Source organism: Aequorivita sublithincola DSM 14238, assembly GCF_000265385.1.
GTDB lineage: Bacteria > Bacteroidota > Bacteroidia > Flavobacteriales > Flavobacteriaceae > Aequorivita > Aequorivita sublithincola.
The window spans coordinates 64,530-82,987 of the sequence record NC_018013.1 but is presented as its reverse complement, the minus strand read 5'-3'; the positions used below and the strand labels follow the sequence as shown (position 1 = coordinate 82,987).

The following is an 18,458-nucleotide window of genomic DNA, read 5'->3' as shown; positions in this document are numbered from 1 at the left end:
CGGCTCGTGTATACTCCGAAACGATAGTGTCTTTTTACACGCTACGTTTCAAATACGGAGACGTGCCTTAAATAACATGTAAGAAAAACACGACTGAATAAATTTATCTATTAGTATAAAATAAGATTTGATGAAAATTTAACAATACCTTTAACCCCAGAAAAAGCTATGAAAAACAAACTATTTATGATTATTAGAATTATTTTCGGAATATTTCTGCTTTTTTTCGGATTTGACCATTTTTTCAATTATATCCCTTTTCCAGAAATGACAACTGAAGCGAATGCATATTTTGCGAATTTATCATCTACTGGTGCAATGCAAGTCGTAGGAATTGTAGAGATTGTTTCGGCTCTCGCTTTTGTTTTTAATAAGTATGGTGCTTTAATGGCAGTTATATTAATGAGTGTTTCTTTCAATGCTGTCCTCTTTCATATCGCATTAGACCCACAAAAAATTTATGGAGCATTGGTGCTTTTGCTTCTCAACATAAGTATGCTTTACTTCTATAAAAATCAATATAGCGAATTGCTAAAAGCTTAATGATGCGGTTAAAAAAGCGGAGATTTTAAAAAGTGTAATAATCTCTGATTTTTTATTTCTCTAAATAAACACTATCTATATCTTGAATAAAATATATGAAAATTAGGAACTTGATATTCGTGATTAAGAAAGGGAACAATTAATAGACAAGCGAGCGCAAAACACAAAGCATAACAAAGTACTGAGGTAAAAACTAAACCTTTCTTCCAAAAATTTTATCCAAAACTATCCTAACATTCTCCGCGTTTAATTAACATAAACCGTTAGTGACAATAAGTTTGAAATTTAAAATAACAAACCACCTATTGCACCCTACCGCGTTGCAATATTGCTTCAAAAGTCTGTCCCGAACGATAGCTTATGGCTTTTTCAGAAACATCGGCATATAATTTAAAACGTTTCGACTTTAGTTTAACAGTGCTCCCGTCAACTGCTTCCACCCCAATGATTACAAAGCCAATCAAGGCTTTCTTTCTGCTGTTTGATGGTACGCAGTCCACAATCTTTCCTGTCACTGCTGCGCCTTTAAGAATAATAATCCTGTTGTCTGAAACTACATCTTCATTACAAGTGAGCCGAATAAATTTTCCATCACGTTCTTTTTCCTCGGAACTTATATCCTCACTTAAAGTCACAAGAATTGATTTTCCCGCAGGAACTTCTGCAGGAGTATTGGGAACCGTACGCTTTTCCTCTATTTTTTCACTGCGCTCATTACCTTCATTGCTCTCGCTGCGCTTATTGTTTTCACTTTGCTCAATTTTTTTGGATGTATTCGTTGGCTTGCTATCAGATTTATTAGATTGGTTGTTTTCAATTGTTTTAACGTTCTTCTTCTCCTTCACCAGAGTTTTTGCTTTGTCCTCTGGTTGTTTAGCAATACGCTTATACATTTCGCTTGGTGTTTCCTCAAAATTATTCGAATTTTGATCTACAACGTCTTGTTCTGTCTCATCTGCAGGATCTTCCCAAGTAACGGCAACAGGGGTTTTAGGTATATCATCCTTTTTGTTGCTATCTGATCCTCCACCCCAAATTAAGAGAATAGCGCACAATAAAACGGTGACGCCCAGAATTAGATATGGCTTATTAACTTTACCAACAGCGGGAATCTTAAACCCACCCACATTTGGAACTTTAAACCTTCCCGAGATCGATTTTGCCCGAGTTAAAATTTTGCTGACGGAGATGATTTCATTTCCTTTTTCTGGCTCTGTGAAAACCTGTGACGCTTTAAGAACTTTAGAAAGGGTAGCCTGATCTAGGAGCGTTCCATCTAGACATTTCTCAATTGCGATTTTCATTTCCCGAGCGGTCTGGTATCTCTTGTCTGGATTGCGCTGAAGGGCTTTAAAAATTATTTTCTCAAAAGAATCAGGAACCGTAGGATTCTCCCGAAGGATGGATTCTGGCTGTTTCTCCAGCTTGTCCTTCATCAATCTATAATCAGTGTCACTATGAAAAGGGGTGGCGCCGCAAAGCATTTCGTAAAGAATATTACCCACTGCATAAACGTCTGTTCGCTCATCACCTTCTTGACCTTGAATTTGTTCTGGCGCCATATATTCCAGCGTTCCTACTGACTTACCGTGACTGGTAATACGCTGTGCGTTGCGCATTCTAGCAATACCGAAGTCCATAACTTTTACTTCTCCATCTTCATTAATCATCACATTTGCAGGTTTAATATCGCGGTGAATGATTCCCTTACGGTGTGCGTGGAATAAACCATCAAGTATTTGTACTGCAATGCTGGCGGCGAGCTGGTGCGTAATTTTTTTATGGATGAAAAGCCAGCCTTCGAGCGTCTTTCCTTCCACGTATTCCATTATCATCCAATAGGTGTCTTCCAGAGGAATGAACGAGTAGAGATGGGTAACATTTGGGTGATTCAGTTTAGCGAGTGCAAGTGCTTCTGCCTGAAAACGTTCTCCCAAGCTTTCTTCTTCGGATCCTGAATTTCGGTGAAGTTGTTTTATAGCAACCAATCTGTCAATCAAGGTGTCTTTTGCGAGATATACCGTTCCCATTCCGCCTTCGCCAAGCTTTTGGATAATTTCATACTGGCTACCTTGTCTGCTCATTATATTATGTTTTGTTCTTTTGTTACCGAAGGAATGGATTGCATACCCGTTGAAATATCTATCAATAAAGCGGAGAAGTTGTCAGAAACATTGCGAGACGTAGCCGTCGTGCTGAGACATTCCAATACAAATTCTGGTTGTTTCATTAAAAGTAAATCTTTGATGTCTTCCACACTAAGTGCATCATAAACCCCATCGGAACAGAGAAATAAACGATCGCCTTTCTGTATTGCCCATCCATCAGCGGAAATCTGAGGTTCTATTGTTGGCGTGGTCCCCAATGCTTGTAATAATACATTTTTCATTGGATGTTGATCCCGCTCTTGCTCTGTAATCTCACCACTTTCAAACATTTGATTGACCAGAGTATGATCTCTGCTCAGTTGTTTTAAGTTACTGTTACGTAACAGATAAGCGCGACTATCACCAATGTGGCCGATATAACAAACATCCTGCTTAATAATCACTGCGGTTGCTGTGGTACCCATTCCCTTTTGCTCGGAATTTGAGTTTCCGGTTTCTATAATTTCTTGATGTGCTTTCATAAATGCTTTATGAAGCAGTGTTTCCGGAGCGTATTGTTTCCAGTTTTCGACGCAGTAGTCAAGCAATAAATCGCAAGCCATCTTGCTGGCCACTTCACCTGCATTGTGTCCTCCCATACCATCTGCAACTACGGCGATAAGATTTTTCTTATCATTTTCCAGAAAAGAAAAACCGATGGAGTCTTCGTTGTGATTGCGTACCGGACCTGTTTCTGAAACCGCATAGACTTCACAAAAATTTGCTATCCCGCTTTGACCAGTTTTAGCTGAATCAGTTACCTTATTATTTTTTTTTGAAAACAAAAACTTCATATTTAGTATTGTTAAATGCTTGGTTACTGTCTTCCACCTGCTCTGATTAAAGAGCTGGTGGAAAAAGTGACAGTAATCGTCTTAAAAACTGTTGATTGAAAAAGATGTCTATTTAATAACTTCCTGACGCCCCATTAACTCCATTACATATTTAATTGGAACAGCGAAACTAATCGCAGTACCTGGCTCCCATTTGCCGGCGCTATAAACACCCACTACGCGTCCCTTGTCATCAAACATAGGTCCACCGCTATTACCACCACCAGTAGAATTGATAGTAAGCTGATAATAGTCACCGAAAGAAGATTGGTAATCATCAATCTTGCTGTTCTTTTCGGAACCACGAACCATTCGCCCAACGTTTCCTGTGCTAACAGTAAGAACGGGAACAGAAGTGATATTTGGGTTGGAATTAAATACATCTTGAGAACGCTTAAGTACAAGTTGTGCTGGCGCTATTCCAGGATATCCCATAACTATTGTAGCATCACCAGGAGCAATTTCATCATAACTGTCATAAAGTTCCACCTTTGGTAAAGATTCAGGCAAATCAATTTTAATCATAGCTACGTCATGTGTAGAGGAGATACGGACAATCTTGGCTGGTGTTCTTTGCGAGTTATTGGCAAAGGTCACGTCTAGATAAGTATTTACACCGGTGTAGCGCTTATCATTGCCAGGAACCCATTCCCCAATCATTTCTTTTGAAACTTGTTTATCCCACGCAGGAGCCATTTGTCCGTCATTATTAGGTTCTGCAATCACACCTGGAAAAGCATACTCTTGAAAGTGAAAACTTGTAAGCCAATTGGAAGCCACATGCCTGTTTGTAGCAATAAAACCGCGATCATCCACAACAAAGCCACTACCGCTTCCACCGCTCGCAATGAGATCAAGTTCTATACCTTGATAATTACTGAAAGCCTTGAGATAGTCGCCCTTTGTTACCAAATATGGTACGATTGCTCCCTGCTCATTTTGAATATAACCACCTTGGTATCCAACAATTTTTTTATTCTGAACAACAGGATAATAAACTTGATACATTTCCTCGCTAGAAGCTGTACTTGTAAGCTTCCAGGCCATCTCTACATATACCACTTTCTCTTTGTTCGCCTTCGCTATTTCGGAAGGAGTAAAGGTAGTTTTAGGATCCGTTACGTGAACGATTTCCTTTACATTCTTATTCTTATAAAACAGGTAGCCTCCTGTTGCAGCCAGCAGCATAACAGCGATTATAGTTATCATTAAACCAGTCTTACTTTTCTTTTCTGATTCGAGAATCATGTGTTGCATGGTATTCTTGCCGATACCTTCTTTAACAGGTGGCAACTTCTCTGAAGTGGCCTTAGGCAAATCCGCAGCAGTATGCATCTTCGTTTCTTTTGCAATAATTGGATCGATAACGCGAGTCTTTTTAATATGCGACTGTGGGCGTGGATCAAGATCAAATTCAAAGGAAGGGCCCTCCTTGCCAAGTTTTACGATGTCACCAGCAAAAAGTTCAGTTTTACCGGCAATCGGTACATCATTTACGAATGTTCCGTTTTTGCTATGACTGTCCGAGATGAAGAAGAGCTCATGATTTGTGCTATCTTGATGAATACGGCAATGATCGCGACTGATGGTATCTTCCTTAACAGGGTCGAAGCTTACATTGTTATCTAATCCGCGGCCTATTCGAATTTCAGGAGTACTAGCAGCTAAAAATTTTTCAACCTGTCCTTTTTTGGAGCCTCCGATGTGACGAATTAATAGGGAAATATTTTGCTCATTCATTGTGTTATGGTTTAAATGGTTAGAATAAATTTGTAAGAAAGATGGTAATGATGTTTAAGTATTCCCACTTTACAATCATATATCGGAGAATTTGAAAAATGTCATCATTTTAATAGAATTTATTAATGAATATGTGATTTGGACTGTTGCTTGGTGTTGTACTAATTTTAGTTATATTGCTTTTTTTAAATAGAAAATCTATCATCAAACAGTCCTAAAAACTATGAAAACAACTTCCCTAATTTTTAGAATATTCTTTATTTCAGTAATAGTATTGTTCAGTTCTTGTTCCGAAGACGATTCCAAAAATGATGAAATTGCAATCTGCCAAGAAACCGTAGTAACAATGATTGTAAATGGCGAAACTCAAACCTTTTATGCTTATGGTCGTGGAATTGGTATTAGGTCTGACGGTTATGAATTGATAATAAACGTAGGCAGAAACGTACAGAATCCATTAGGAGAACAGGACATTGCTATTTATCTTCCCTACAAAGCCACGGGCAAAAACATCATTGAACAATTTATATATTCTCAGTACAAGGACAACATAATCTTTAGGGGTGACTTTCTGGATGGGGAATTGCAAAGCAACGTACTTGTAAATACAAAAAGTTGCTTCCGGATGACTTTTTCTGGAAAACTGAGTGACGGCAATCAAGAAATTGTTATTACGGAAGGCAAGATTAGTTATATGTATGACGAGTCTTTTAGTGAATGATAGTAAAATCAATTTTTAAATGGCCTCGCCGCTTAGCTGCAGCCAAACTTTACCACCAACGCCCCGAACCCAACCTTGCTTTTGCAGGAACGCATTGCTGTGCTGGAGGAGAATAAGATGTTGAAAACTAAGGTAGAAACCTTGATGGCGGTGATGGGGAAGTAGTTGGGTTTTTATTTATATTTGGAGGTAAACTATAAAACATATAATGGGAATAAATGCTATATAGTGTTTATCCGCATGTTATGCCTCACCCTGAAAAACCACACAACCGATAATAAACGAATATGATAGACTACGAACAAAAAGTCCAAACAATTATAAATTCGGTAATTAATTTTTCTCTTGAATTTGATTTGAAACAGTCAAAAATGAAATGGAATTGAAGGAAGTCTCTAAATAAGAGCTTGAAAAATTGGGAGAAGAAAAAGTAAAGGAAAAATTTAATTCAAATATTTTTAAAATCAAACTAGCTGATGGAAAATTCATTGACGGTAGTTCGATTGCAAAGCATAGTGCTGATAATAATATTAAAGAACCAATAATATTTATTAATCCTAACTTTAAATATGTTCAATGGATGGTAAAAAAAGACTTCACAACTCTACAAACCAAAAGGCATATAAAAAATCAACTCTCAAATAATACTGATTTAAACCTTACTGAATTACAAAAAGCATTGGTAATCGAAGACACTAAAAACAAAAAAGCTGAAGGTTATATTGGTAAATTAGCAATAAAAACTAGTAATATAATAAGTGAAGGGAAATTTCATATTCAAGCTTCTTGCTCCCCTGAAAGTGCAATTAAAATGGTAAATAAGGTCATAGAAGAATTAATGAAAGAAAAGGAAATCTATGTAAAAAGTAAAATCAAACGGGACTATAAAAATATAATTTTTTACTTAATCTTTATATTTTTTGTAACTTCTATTTGGTTCATAAATAAGCAATTTCAAACATTCCCTATTTGGCTATCTAACATAATTGGTTTGATTTTATTCTTAATTCCATTAGTTGTTATGCGTTTAATTAACCACTCTATTTTTAACACATTGTTTTTCAAAAAAAAGGCGGAAAAAAAATACGAGAAGGAATTTAGTAACAACGTAATATGACAAACAAAAAAGGGCGAAGGCATAACACCGAATATGGTCTATAAATTAATAGCTTAAAATCAATTTTAACCTGTAGCCGTATTTTAGTACGAGACATTTCTTTTTATTCAGTACAGGTTTGATTGGTTTAGTAATTAATAGCAGAAAGAAGCTTCCACAACACAAAAATTTCTCCCGATCCCTTATTCGCGACTAATTTCTCACTCCTTAGAGTCTCACTTTTCACCATTATTTCATTTTCACTACATTTGTCGCGCATTGAAAAAAAATATTACAACCTTTAACAATAAAAACTTATGAAAAAAACAAAATTCATCCTTGCGCTTATCTTGCTTAACGCAATTTTTATCTCCTGTTCGTCTGATGACGATTCTAACCCAGACCCGGACCCGCCTTCCGGCAAACTGGTCAAATCCGAAATAATATCCAATGATTTAAAAGTAGAGTATACTTATAATGCAGATAACCTCTTGGCAACTTTCAACGGGACTCGCCCAAATCTTACTTTCACATCAGACTTCATTTACGATTCAGAAAAGAGATTAACTAAATGGAGTTTTGAAGAGACTGGAACCTCCCCATATAGCGGTGTAAGTACATTTACTTACAATGCCGATGGCCGTTTATCCAGCTACAGTAATGATGTTAACGATATAGCTATAACTTACGATGGCAACACCGTTAACGCAAGCGGCATTTTTGGCGGCAATACTCCTTCAGAGTTACAAATGGAACTTAACGGCGCGGGACAAGTAACCAAGTTTATTGAAAGTTACCAGTACACCATCTTTGGTTATGATGCAAATGGCAATATGGTTTCTGCGAAATCCTTTGACAATAATGCTAACCCACTCGCAGAATTCACCATAACCTATGACTCTAAAATAAATCCCTTTTATGGGCAGTTTGAATCTGTATATATAGAACGTTTCCTTGAATTTTTTGAGGATTTTGATGGCATTTATGTGAGCGGTTTTGAAGGGTACAGTTTTCCTTACTTTAAAAACAATATTACATCCATCAATGAAGTTGGGGGAGATTCCTTAAACTACATATACACATACGATGATGGTGGTTATCCTACCGTCGTAAATGAAGATGATATGGGAGATACCACTACTTATATCATTTCATATTACTAAAAAGTTTTAGTCGCGCCAATGGACGCGGTATTTAATTTTATAATATAAAACATAAGCCGCATTAGCGGCTTTGTTTTTAATATATGGACTGGAAGTAGCTGCCGTGAAAGGGTTGTTTTAGAATCCCCCAGTTAGCGCGAGCGTCCCGCTCGTGCAATCACAAATCTCCACCACAATCCAAAAACTTCTCACGACTCACTTCTCACTATTGACTATTCACTAATCACTTCTATTTTCACTACTTTTGTAAAGCAACGAAAAAGAAAATATGAATTTTAAAATAGCCTCAGAGTTTCAACCCACAGGCGACCAGCCAAAGGCAATAAAAGCTTTAGTGGAAGGACTAAATTCCGATGAAAAATACCAAACCCTCTTAGGCGTAACCGGCTCCGGAAAAACCTTTACCGTGGCGAATGTCATTGAACAAGTTCAAAAGCCAACCCTAGTCTTGGCGCACAACAAAACCCTCGCCGCACAGCTTTACACAGAATTCAAAAACCTTTTCCCCGAAAACGCCGTGGAATATTTTGTTTCCTATTATGATTATTACCAACCCGAAGCCTTCATTCCCAGCAGCGGAACTTATATAGAAAAAGACCTCTCCATAAACGAAGAGATTGAAAAAATGCGACTGAGCACAACTTCCTCATTGCTTTCGGGCAGGAGGGATGTTATGGTGGTTTCTTCAGTTTCTTGCCTATACGGTATCGGAAACCCTGCGGAATTTCAGAAAAACGTAATCAGTTTAGAAAAAGGACAAATCATTTCCCGAACAAAATTGCTACACCGTTTGGTGCAAAGTCTCTATTCACGAACCGAAGCAGAATTTAATCACGGTCGTTTCCGAATAAAAGGAGATACAGTAGATGTTTTTCCAGGTTATGCAGACGACGCATTCAGAATTCATTTCTTCGGAGATGAGGTTGAAGAAATCGAAGTCTTCGATCCGCTTAACAACAACATAAAAGCAAAATACGAACGACTGACTATATATCCAGCAAATATGTTTGTTACCTCGCCAGATGTTTTGCAAGGTGCCATCAGAGGCATTCAAGATGATTTGGTTTTGCAGATTGAATATTTCAAAGAAATAGGAAAACATTTAGAAGCAAAACGCTTGGAAGAACGCACCAATTTTGACCTAGAAATGATTCGCGAACTCGGTTATTGCAGCGGGATTGAAAACTATTCACGTTACTTAGACCAACGTTTACCAGGAACGCGCCCGTTCTGTTTGTTGGACTTTTTTCCGAAGGATTACTTAATGATCGTAGATGAAAGCCACGTTTCCATCCCGCAAGTAGGCGCAATGTACGGCGGTGACCGCTCCCGAAAGGAGAATTTGGTAGAATACGGTTTCCGTTTACCAGCCGCAATGGACAATCGCCCATTAAAGTTTGAAGAATTTGAAGCCATGCAAAACCAAGTAATCTACGTAAGCGCGACGCCCGCAGATTACGAAATGGAAAAGAGCGGCGGCGTTTTTGTAGAACAAATTATTCGCCCAACAGGTTTGCTAGATCCGCCAATTGAAGTGCGCCCAAGTTTAAACCAAATAGACGATTTGTTGGAAGAAATTCAACTTCGCATAGAAAAAGACGAACGTATTTTGGTAACTACTTTAACCAAAAGAATGGCGGAGGAACTCACCAAATATTTAATCCGCGTACAAGTCCGCACTCGTTATATTCACAGTGATGTGGACACTTTGGAACGTGTAGAAATCATGCAGGATTTACGTCTAGGTTTGTTTGATGTTTTAGTAGGAGTAAACCTTTTAAGAGAAGGTTTGGATTTACCTGAAGTTTCATTGGTTGCAATTCTAGATGCCGACAAAGAAGGTTTTTTAAGAAGCGAACGTTCGCTAACCCAAACCGTAGGTCGCGCGGCTCGAAACCTAAACGGAAAAGCAATTATGTATGCTGATAAAATAACCAACAGTATGCAGAAAACGATTGACAGTACAAATTACAAAAGAGAGAAGCAGGCAGCCTATAACGCAGAACACGGCATAACGCCAACAGCAATCAAAAAGTCTTTTGAAAACGCCCTAACAAAATCGAAACAAGAAGCCTATACTTTTGAAAATGCTGAAAGCCTAGCTGCAGAATCTGAAGTGGAATATTTAACAAAACCCCAAATAGAAAAGAAAGTCCGCGATACCCGTAAAGCAATGGAAAAAGCCGCCAAAGAGTTAGATTTTATGATGGCCGCCAAACTTCGCGATAAAATAAAAACCTATCAAAAGCAATTAGGTGAAGTGTAGGCACGCGATTTATCGCGTGCATTCTTAAATTTATTCATCGCGCGCATTCTTAATTAATTTGTCAGGTGCATCATTAACTTTATGAAACAAATCAACCAAAATTCCGAATCCCAAATTAACGAATCTCTAATCCCGAATTACCTCATAACTCCACACTCATAACTTTATAATGCTTTTAACGTTCCTCATAAAACCTATTTTGTATTTTACTCTTTCTATGAATCCTATGCAAGAAATCAACTTAGACAACAAAATCATCCCTGAAAGTATTAAAAAAGAAGCTTTAGAGGCGCTTTCCTTTTATCCCGAATTATACGATACCGCAGTTGAGTTTAAGTTTAAAGACAATATTAAAAAATCCACAATGCAAGCGCAGCCGCGATTCGCAAGTTTTTTTAAATCGAAAAATAACAGAGAATACATTATTTTAATTAGTCGAAAAATTCAAATTGAAGGAGAAGAGTTTACGATGGACGATATTCCTTCCGACGTAAAAGTCGGTTGGATAGGTCACGAACTGGGTCACGTTTTGGATTACAGTCACCGAACAAACATGGGAATGCTAATTTTTGGAATGAAATATATCTTTTCCTCCGCACACATCAAAGAAGTGGAACGTGCTGCGGACACTTTCGCAATCTCTCACGGAATGGGCGATTATATCTTGAAAACGAAAAATTTCATTCTCGATAACGCCAATCTTTCTGAAAAATACAAAGAGCGAATCCGTCGTCTATATATTTCACCAGAAGAAGTTATGGAACTTATTAATGAAAATAAAGTCCACGAAGAACCAGAAATTACAGGAGAGAAGGAATAATTATTTTGAAGTTTCAGCTTTCACAAACGCTTCCCAATCTGCAAACTTTTCTTCACCCATAACCTTTTCCATCTTTACCTGTCCGCCTTTCTTTTTGTTTTTGGCATTCCATTCTTGGAATACTTCAGTACTCACGGTAGTTACTTTTACGCCTTTCAAAGCTTTAGAACGTGCAACTTCGTAGTTTTTATTGGCCTCTTTTAAAGCTTCATCCAAAGCCTGCGCGATTTCTTCAGAATTAATATCGGTTTCAGTTCCCAAATACCAGTGATGATGAAATTCATCGTTAATTTTCACTGCGGCTAAAGTAAATTCTGGGATTTTTATATCAAATTTATCCTCCATTTCGCGTAAAGCGACTTCCATTTTATTTACCGAAAGTTGTGAACCTACTACGTTTAGGAAGAATTTAGTACGTCCCGTAATTTTAATCTCTGCTTTTTCAACATCTGTAAAAGCGATTGTATCTCCAATTAAATAACGCCAAGCACCTGAAACGGTACTAATAATCAAAACATAATCTGTGTCTGTCTCAACTTCTGCCAGGGTTAGGGCAGGAGCATCTTGGGATAGTGAACCGTCCTCGTTAATATATTCAGGTTTGAAGGGAACAAATTCAAAATAAATTCCATTGTCCGTAACCAGTTTCATTGAAGTAGTATCGGGTCTATTTTGAAAAGCCAAAAAGCCTTCGGAAGCCAGATACGTATCAATAACAATTATAGGATGCGCCAACAATTGATTAAAACTCTTTTCATAGGGTTGAAAAGCTACGCCGCCAGTAGTATAAACTTTCAAGTTGGGCCAAACCTCGTGAATATTCTTTGCGCCGTGATATTCCATTACTTTTTTCATCATCAATTCCATCCAGGAAGGAATCCCGCTTAATGCGCCAATATCCCAGTCTTTCGCTCGCTTGCAGATGGTTTCTACTTTTTCGTCCCAATCTTCCATTAAGGCAATTTCTTCACCTGGTTTGTAGAATCCACGAAACCAAAAGGGAATATTGCTTGCACTAATTCCGCTTATCTCGCCTTCCAGAAATTGATTTTGTGCCTCCAAATTTGTGCTACTACCAAGCATCATTATCTCCTTATCATAAAATTCTGAAGCGATATCAAAATTTGTCAATGCACCAACTTGTTTAATTCCTGAAGTGCGAATGGCTTCTATCATGTCATCAGTTACAGGAATTTTTTTAGAGGTTTTTCCAGTTGTTCCGCTACTTCGTGCAAAATATTTTGGGCATCCGGGCCAAGTAATATCTTCTAAACCTTCTTGAGTTTTGCTCCACCATTCCGTTTCCATTTCGTGATAATCGAAATAGGGAACTTTTTCAGCAAATATTTTCTGAATATCTTCTGCTTCAAGAATTTTAGCAAAACCGTAATATTTACCGAAAGCCGTGTCTTTTGCCGTTTCAAGAAGTTTTTTAAGTACTTCAGTTTGTGATTCAGTAGGAGAATTTTCTGAAACTATTGCTCCTCGAAGGTCGATCGCTGCTTTTATAATTGAACCGAGTATTGCCATTTTTTAAATTTTTTGATGAATCTACAATTTTTCAGAAAGTTTAATAGACGAATTAAATCAATTTTAACCTTTTCCTTTTGCCCTTCAATAATGGTATCTTTGTAAAAAAAAAAATGAACCATCCAGATTCCGTTAGAATAAACAAAGCCATTAGCGATAGTGGATTTTGCTCTCGTCGCGAAGCCGATACGTTAATTGAAAAAGGTCGCGTAACTATAAATGGAGAAAAAAGCACCCTTGGCGATAGAGTTATGCCCGGTGATACCGTTTGTGTGGATGGAAAACCAATTGCCGAAAACACGAAGGAAGTGTTCATAATGCTGAACAAACCAGTTGGAATAACTTGCACTACAGATACCCGTTTTGATGATAATGTAGTGGATTTTGTAAATCATCCCGAACGAATTTTTCCCGTTGGAAGATTGGACAAACCTAGTGAAGGATTACTTTTGTTGACGAATGAAGGCGATATTGTAAACAAAATTCTTCGCGCTGGCAACGCACACGAAAAAGAATACATTGTAAAAGTTGATAGACACGTTACTGACGAATTTATAAAAAGAATGGGCTCGGGAATTCCAATTTTGGACACGGTAACTAAACGTTGCAAAGTAGAACGCATTAGCCGTTTTGAATTTAAAATATTTTTGGTTCAAGGCTTAAATAGACAGATTCGTAGAATGTGCGAATATTTGGGGTATGAAGTTGTTGCGCTACAGCGAATCCGAATTATGAATTTAGTATTGGGAGATTTACCAGTAGGAGAGTGGCGAGACCTTACTTCGGAAGAGTTGAAAACACTAAGAGATTCAGTAAAGGATAGCGATGGAATGCCAAAAGTTTACGGAAAAGAAAGTCGACAAATAAAAGAAGAGCCTAAAAAACCGGAAGTTATTAGACGAGAAGAACGAAATTTAAAAAGAGAGCAGAAAAGCACAGGGGGAAGACGAAGAAGAGGTACGAATTAATCCCATGAAAAAACCGCGCACCGATTGAGTAGCACGCGGTCATTTTCAACTAACTAACCAAATTAAATTTCAATTATGAAATCTCAACCATTTTCTTCAATACTTTCTTTTCTTCCATCTTTGGAAGCGTGACTCTCAGGATTCCATTTTCGTAATTGGCCTGAATATCTTCAGTTTTTATGTTTTCTGGAAGTTTAAAAGAGCGTTCAAAACTCTTAAAATTGAATTCCCTTCTTCTAAATTTAGAATCAGTTTCTTCTTTCTTCTCTTCTACCTTCTTAGAGGCCACTTTTAGTGTATCTTCCTCAAATTCAATGGTAAAATCTTCTTTCTTTAATCCAGGCACTGCCAATTCGACTACAAAATTCGGCAAATTTTCGATGATATTTATCGCTGGATTGCTAAATGTTTCATAATTATTTAAGCCATCAAGACGATTCTCTAAAAATAAATTGTCCAAAAGTCCTGGCAACCACATATTGTTTTTATTAACTGTTTTCATAGGTCTATATTGTTTAAATTTTTACTAATTTCATTAATCAATAGTCAACAACAATTCCATTGTTAAAAACAAGACATTCTGACCGAATTCAATGATTTTTATATGTCATTATGTCTTATAAAAAATTCAGATGAAACATTTCTTTATACGAATTGCTACTTTTTTTAGAACTGTAAAAAGTAAAATTGCTTTTTATCCATCACTTATAGCGACAGCAGGATTCTTCCTAGCTTTAGGAATGATTATTTTAGAGAAACAAGGTATTTCTAGAAAAATAATCGATGTTTTCCCTATGCTAATGGTGGAAGATGGTGATACTGCGCTTAATGTGCTGAGTACGTGTATTGGTGGCCTAATTTCTATGATGGTTTTCAGTTTTTCAATGGTGATGCTATTGTTGAGTCAGGCATCGAGTAATTTTTCGCCGCGCTTGCTTCCAGGACTTATTTCTAACAAAAGACATCAAATTATATTAGGTGTTTTTTTAGCGACAATCGTTTATAATATATTTACCCTTTTTTCTGTAAATACTAGCGAAGAGAAATATACTCTTCCTGGTTTTTCTATACTTCTAGGTGTTTTCTTTACTATTGTTTGTCTTTCAGCTTTTATATTTTTCATTCATAATATTTCGCAAAGCATTCAGATAAATAATATAATGGACGGAATTTATGCTGAGGCGATAGATCGACTAAATGAAGTTATTGAAGCCGAAGAGAAAGCTTCTAAAATGCTTGTTGCGCATTTTCCAGATACTACGGAATGGCACAGTTATACTTCTAATAGAAGTGGTTATTTTCAGAATATTTCAATTAAAAACATAACCGATATTTGTAAAGAGAATGATGTTCGTGTTTATATAACGGTGCCAAAAGGCTTGTTTGTTTTGAAGAACAATTCAGTTTTAAAAACGAGTAAACTGCTGGATAAAAAGATTGTAGATGATATATTTTCAAATATAAATTTCGCGCGAGGAGAATACATTCGCGACAATTATACCTTAGCGTTTAAACAAATTACCGAGATTGCTGTAAAAGCAATGTCGCCTGGAATAAATGATCCAGGAACCGCTGTTAACGCTATTGATTATTTAACCGAACTCTTTGCGCTTCGAATGAAAAAGAATGATACAGGCGTACTAATAACTGAGAATGAAGCTCATATAAAAATTGCCATTATCCAATTTAAAGAATTGCTTTATAACGTTATGGCTTCTTTGCGCACCTATTGCAAACACGATCCGATAGTAGTGCAAAAATTGATTTGGATGTTGAAGTATTTACAAAATCAACCAGTAGAAGACAAATCATATACAACGGAAATTACAGAAGAATTGGATGTTTTAATAAGCGATATGGATTTTGATTCTAAAAAAGACGACCGTATTTTAAGAGCCTTAGCGGGATTGAAAAAAGAGTCATAAAAAAAGCCTTTCAGACAAATCCAAAAGGCTTTTTCAATAGTTTATGTTGATGATAGTTAGGCCAATACAGCTTTCACTTTATCTGCAGCTTCTTGAAATTCAATCGCACTTTGAACATCCAATCCGCTGTCATCAATCATTTTCTTTGCAACATCTGCATTTGTTCCTTGTAAACGCACAATGATAGGCACATTGATAGTTCCCATATTTTTATAAGCGTCAATAATTCCTTGTGCCACACGGTCGCAACGTACGATTCCACCAAAAATATTTACCAAAATTGCTTTTACGTTCGGGTCTTTCAAAATTAATTTGAAAGCAGCTTCAACTCGCTCAGCATTTGCAGTTCCACCTACGTCAAGAAAGTTTGCAGGCTCACCACCAGCTTGCTTAATAAGATCCATTGTTGCCATTGCAAGTCCGGCGCCATTAACCATACAACCAACGTTTCCGTCAAGATCCACATAGTTTAGTCCTTTTTCTTGTGCTTCAACTTCTACAGGATTTTCCTCGCGTTTGTCGCGCATTTCCATATAATCTTTATGACGGAAAAGTGCATTGTCGTCAATACTCACTTTAGCATCAACCGCAATAATTCTATCGTCACTTGTTTTTAAAACAGGATTTATTTCGAAAAGAGAAGAATCAGATTCATTATATGCTTTGTAAAGTGCAGTAACAAATTTTGTCATTTCCTTAAAGGCTTTGCCGCTCAATCCAAGGTTGAAAGCGACTCTTCTAGCTTGAAAGCCCAAAAGGCCAACAGCTGGATCAACTTCTTCAGTAAAAATTAAATGCGGAGTTTCTTCAGCAACGGTTTCAATATCCATTCCACCTTCGGTAGAATACATAATCATGTTTCTTCCTGTAGAGCGGTTTAAAAGAACACTCATATAATATTCTTCTGGCTCGCTATCACCAGGGTAATAAACATCTTCAGTAACCAAAACTTGATGAACTCGTTTCCCTTCAGCAGAAGTTTGTGGAGTTACAAGATCCATCCCAATGATGTTTCCTGCAATCGTTTCAACTTCTTGTAAGTTCTTCGCAAGTTTTACACCACCACCTTTACCACGACCACCTGCGTGAACTTGAGCCTTAATTACGTGCCAGCCCGTTCCGGTTGTTTCTGTAAGTTTTTTTGCGGCTTCTACTGCCTCTTTTGGAGTAGTTGCCACGATGCCGCGTTGTATTTCAACGCCAAAACTGTTTAAGATTTCTTTTCCTTGGTATTCGTGTAAATTCATAGTAGCGGTTTTGTTCTTGTTTATGGATTGCAAAAATAACAAATGTAACAGGAATGCACTAATGTTTTTTGAAGGTTTATAGAAGCACATTTTCAAAAGTTGATAAATTGAAATTTTAATTGATTATTAATGAAGTATTTCTGAAGACATCCTTATTTTTACGCCTTAATTTTTAAAAACTCACTTTTCACCGATGAAAAATCAAGACCTTTTGGTAATTGCCCAAGAATTTGGGAGCCCAGTTTATGTTTATGACGCTGCTAAAATTGAAAAGCAGTATAAACGTTTGACCAGCGCTTTTGATAAGGTAGAGAAGTTGAGAATATATTATGCCGTAAAAGCGCTTTCAAATATTTCAGTTTTGAAATTACTCATTAATATGGGTAGTGGTTTAGATACGGTTTCAATCCAAGAAGTGATGCTCGGCTTGGAAGCAGGCGCAAAACCTGAAATTATTATTTATACGCCTAACGGAATTTCTCTGGAAGAAATAGAAAAAGCTGTAAAACTCGGCGTGCAGATAAATATTGACAATCTTTCTATATTGGAGCAGTTTGGAACAAAGCATCCTAAAACTCCAGTTTGCATTCGCATAAACCCACACGTAATGGCAGGCGGAAATGCTAACATTTCCGTGGGGCATATTGATAGTAAGTTTGGAATTTCAATCCACCAAATGCCTTTGCTTAAGCGTATTGTTGAAAATACAGGGATGAATATCAACGGAATTCATATGCATACAGGAAGTGATATTCTTGATATTGATGTTTTTCTTTACGCTTCAGAAATACTTTTCAATGCAGCAGAAAATTTTGATAATCTTGAATTTATTGACTTCGGAAGTGGTTTTAAAGTTCCTTATAAAGAAGGCGATATTGAAACAAACGTTGAAGAGCTTGGTAAAAAACTGAGCAAACGTTTTAATGAATTCAGTAAAAAATACGGTAAAAAACTAACATTGGCTTTTGAGCCAGGAAAATTTTTGGTGAGTGAAGCCGGACAGTTTTTAGTAAATGTAAATGTTATAAAACAAACCACTTCCACAGTTTTCGCTCAAGTTGATAGCGGTTTCAATCATTTAATCCGTCCGATGCTTTACGGTTCGCAACACGAAATTTCAAACATTTCTCGCCCTAAAGGAAGAGATCGTTTTTACACAGTAACTGGTTATATCTGCGAGACGGACACATTTGCAAACAATCGTAGAATTCCGGAAATTCACGAAGGCGATATTCTTTCTTTTCACAATGCAGGCGCGTATTGCTTCACTATGGCGAGCAATTATAACTCTCGTTACCGCCCAGCGGAAGTGCTTTGGTATAAAGACAAAGCACATTTAATTAGAAAAAGAGAAACTTTTGATGATATTATGAGAAATCAGGTCATAGTCGAATTGTAAATTTTTGAAATTTTCAACTAGCCGTATTTCTTTCTGAAGAAAAGTGATAGATTTGTTTAG

Annotated in this window: 15 protein-coding genes; 9 read left to right on the top strand and 6 right to left on the bottom strand. The window is 37.0% G+C overall.

Going from position 1 to position 18,458, the window contains the following annotated elements:
• Positions 1-168 precede the first annotated feature (168 nt).
• Positions 169-543 carry a hypothetical protein gene (locus AEQSU_RS00345; protein WP_014780860.1) on the top strand — a complete coding sequence of 125 codons (375 nt, stop codon included), beginning with the start codon at positions 169-171 and terminating at the stop codon, positions 541-543.
• 302 nt (positions 544-845) lie between these two features.
• On the opposite strand, the gene AEQSU_RS16030 is transcribed toward AEQSU_RS00345, so the two are convergent.
• From AEQSU_RS16030 to AEQSU_RS00330, 3 genes are all read right to left on the bottom strand, one after another.
• Positions 846-2,627 carry a serine/threonine protein kinase gene (locus tag AEQSU_RS16030; RefSeq protein ID WP_014780859.1) on the bottom strand — a complete coding sequence of 594 codons (1,782 nt, stop codon included), beginning with the start codon at positions 2,625-2,627 and terminating at the stop codon, positions 846-848.
• Positions 2,627-3,484, bottom strand: a complete 858-nt coding sequence (locus AEQSU_RS00335) for a PP2C family protein-serine/threonine phosphatase (RefSeq protein WP_014780858.1) — start codon at positions 3,482-3,484, stop codon at positions 2,627-2,629. Before AEQSU_RS00335 ends, AEQSU_RS16030 begins: the two co-directional genes overlap by 1 nt.
• A 108-nt stretch (positions 3,485-3,592) precedes the next feature.
• Positions 3,593-5,263, bottom strand: coding sequence for a trypsin-like peptidase domain-containing protein (locus AEQSU_RS00330; RefSeq protein ID WP_014780857.1), 1,671 nt, complete (start codon positions 5,261-5,263; stop codon positions 3,593-3,595).
• Positions 5,264-5,486: 223 nt separating this feature from the next.
• Here AEQSU_RS00330 and AEQSU_RS00325 point away from each other — a divergent pair, with 223 nt between their 5' ends.
• From AEQSU_RS00325 to AEQSU_RS00305, 5 genes are all read left to right on the top strand, one after another.
• A complete protein-coding gene (locus AEQSU_RS00325) occupies positions 5,487-5,984 on the top strand; it encodes a hypothetical protein (protein WP_014780856.1) in 498 nt (165 codons plus the stop codon).
• Positions 5,985-6,399: 415 nt separating this feature from the next.
• A complete protein-coding gene (locus AEQSU_RS00320; RefSeq protein ID WP_014780855.1) occupies positions 6,400-7,101 on the top strand; it encodes a hypothetical protein in 702 nt (233 codons plus the stop codon).
• Positions 7,102-7,397: 296 nt separating this feature from the next.
• Positions 7,398-8,243, top strand: coding sequence for a hypothetical protein (locus tag AEQSU_RS00315; protein ID WP_014780854.1), 846 nt, complete (start codon positions 7,398-7,400; stop codon positions 8,241-8,243).
• A 268-nt stretch (positions 8,244-8,511) separates the two neighbouring features.
• Positions 8,512-10,509: an excinuclease ABC subunit UvrB gene (gene uvrB, locus AEQSU_RS00310; protein WP_014780853.1), complete on the top strand. Its 1,998-nt coding sequence runs from the start codon at positions 8,512-8,514 to the stop codon at positions 10,507-10,509.
• Between the two features lie 226 nt (positions 10,510-10,735).
• On the top strand, positions 10,736-11,329 hold the full coding sequence (locus AEQSU_RS00305; RefSeq protein ID WP_042492181.1) for a hypothetical protein: 594 nt from the start codon (positions 10,736-10,738) through the stop codon (positions 11,327-11,329).
• Here AEQSU_RS00305 and AEQSU_RS00300 read toward each other — a convergent pair whose 3' ends face one another.
• Entirely contained in the window at positions 11,330-12,859 is a 1,530-nt protein-coding gene (locus AEQSU_RS00300; protein ID WP_014780851.1) for a GH3 family acyl-acid amido synthetase, read from the bottom strand.
• 113 nt (positions 12,860-12,972) lie between these two features.
• Between AEQSU_RS00300 and rluF the strand changes: the two genes are divergently transcribed.
• Positions 12,973-13,827, top strand: coding sequence for a 23S rRNA pseudouridine(2604) synthase RluF (gene rluF, locus AEQSU_RS00295; protein ID WP_014780850.1), 855 nt, complete (start codon positions 12,973-12,975; stop codon positions 13,825-13,827).
• A 73-nt stretch (positions 13,828-13,900) separates the two neighbouring features.
• Here rluF and AEQSU_RS00290 read toward each other — a convergent pair whose 3' ends face one another.
• Positions 13,901-14,329, bottom strand: a complete 429-nt coding sequence (locus AEQSU_RS00290) for an Hsp20/alpha crystallin family protein (RefSeq protein WP_014780849.1) — start codon at positions 14,327-14,329, stop codon at positions 13,901-13,903.
• A gap of 130 nt (positions 14,330-14,459) precedes the next feature.
• Between AEQSU_RS00290 and AEQSU_RS00285 the strand changes: the two genes are divergently transcribed.
• Positions 14,460-15,752, top strand: a complete 1,293-nt coding sequence (locus tag AEQSU_RS00285) for a DUF2254 domain-containing protein (protein ID WP_014780848.1) — start codon at positions 14,460-14,462, stop codon at positions 15,750-15,752.
• 56 nt (positions 15,753-15,808) lie between these two features.
• Here AEQSU_RS00285 and sucC read toward each other — a convergent pair whose 3' ends face one another.
• Entirely contained in the window at positions 15,809-16,999 is a 1,191-nt protein-coding gene (sucC, locus tag AEQSU_RS00280) for an ADP-forming succinate--CoA ligase subunit beta (RefSeq protein WP_014780847.1), read from the bottom strand.
• Between the two features lie 193 nt (positions 17,000-17,192).
• Between sucC and lysA the strand changes: the two genes are divergently transcribed.
• On the top strand, positions 17,193-18,398 hold the full coding sequence (gene lysA, locus AEQSU_RS00275) for a diaminopimelate decarboxylase (RefSeq protein WP_014780846.1): 1,206 nt from the start codon (positions 17,193-17,195) through the stop codon (positions 18,396-18,398).
• Positions 18,399-18,458 lie beyond the last annotated feature (60 nt).

Bases quoted from the DNA above. Each gene is read 5' to 3' on its own strand.
- AEQSU_RS00345 (WP_014780860.1), top strand. From the start codon at position 169: ATGAAAAACAAACTATTTATGATTATTAGAATTATTTTCGGAATATTT.
- AEQSU_RS16030 (WP_014780859.1), bottom strand. From the start codon at position 2,627: ATGAGCAGACAAGGTAGCCAGTATGAAATTATCCAAAAGCTTGGCGAA.
- AEQSU_RS00335 (WP_014780858.1), bottom strand. From the start codon at position 3,484: ATGAAGTTTTTGTTTTCAAAAAAAAATAATAAGGTAACTGATTCAGCT.
- AEQSU_RS00330 (WP_014780857.1), bottom strand. From the start codon at position 5,263: ATGAATGAGCAAAATATTTCCCTATTAATTCGTCACATCGGAGGCTCC.
- AEQSU_RS00325 (WP_014780856.1), top strand. From the start codon at position 5,487: ATGAAAACAACTTCCCTAATTTTTAGAATATTCTTTATTTCAGTAATA.
- AEQSU_RS00315 (WP_014780854.1), top strand. From the start codon at position 7,398: ATGAAAAAAACAAAATTCATCCTTGCGCTTATCTTGCTTAACGCAATT.
- uvrB (WP_014780853.1), top strand. From the start codon at position 8,512: ATGAATTTTAAAATAGCCTCAGAGTTTCAACCCACAGGCGACCAGCCA.
- AEQSU_RS00305 (WP_042492181.1), top strand. From the start codon at position 10,736: ATGCAAGAAATCAACTTAGACAACAAAATCATCCCTGAAAGTATTAAA.
- AEQSU_RS00300 (WP_014780851.1), bottom strand. From the start codon at position 12,859: ATGGCAATACTCGGTTCAATTATAAAAGCAGCGATCGACCTTCGAGGA.
- rluF (WP_014780850.1), top strand. From the start codon at position 12,973: ATGAACCATCCAGATTCCGTTAGAATAAACAAAGCCATTAGCGATAGT.
- AEQSU_RS00290 (WP_014780849.1), bottom strand. From the start codon at position 14,329: ATGAAAACAGTTAATAAAAACAATATGTGGTTGCCAGGACTTTTGGAC.
- AEQSU_RS00285 (WP_014780848.1), top strand. From the start codon at position 14,460: ATGAAACATTTCTTTATACGAATTGCTACTTTTTTTAGAACTGTAAAA.
- sucC (WP_014780847.1), bottom strand. From the start codon at position 16,999: ATGAATTTACACGAATACCAAGGAAAAGAAATCTTAAACAGTTTTGGC.
- lysA (WP_014780846.1), top strand. From the start codon at position 17,193: ATGAAAAATCAAGACCTTTTGGTAATTGCCCAAGAATTTGGGAGCCCA.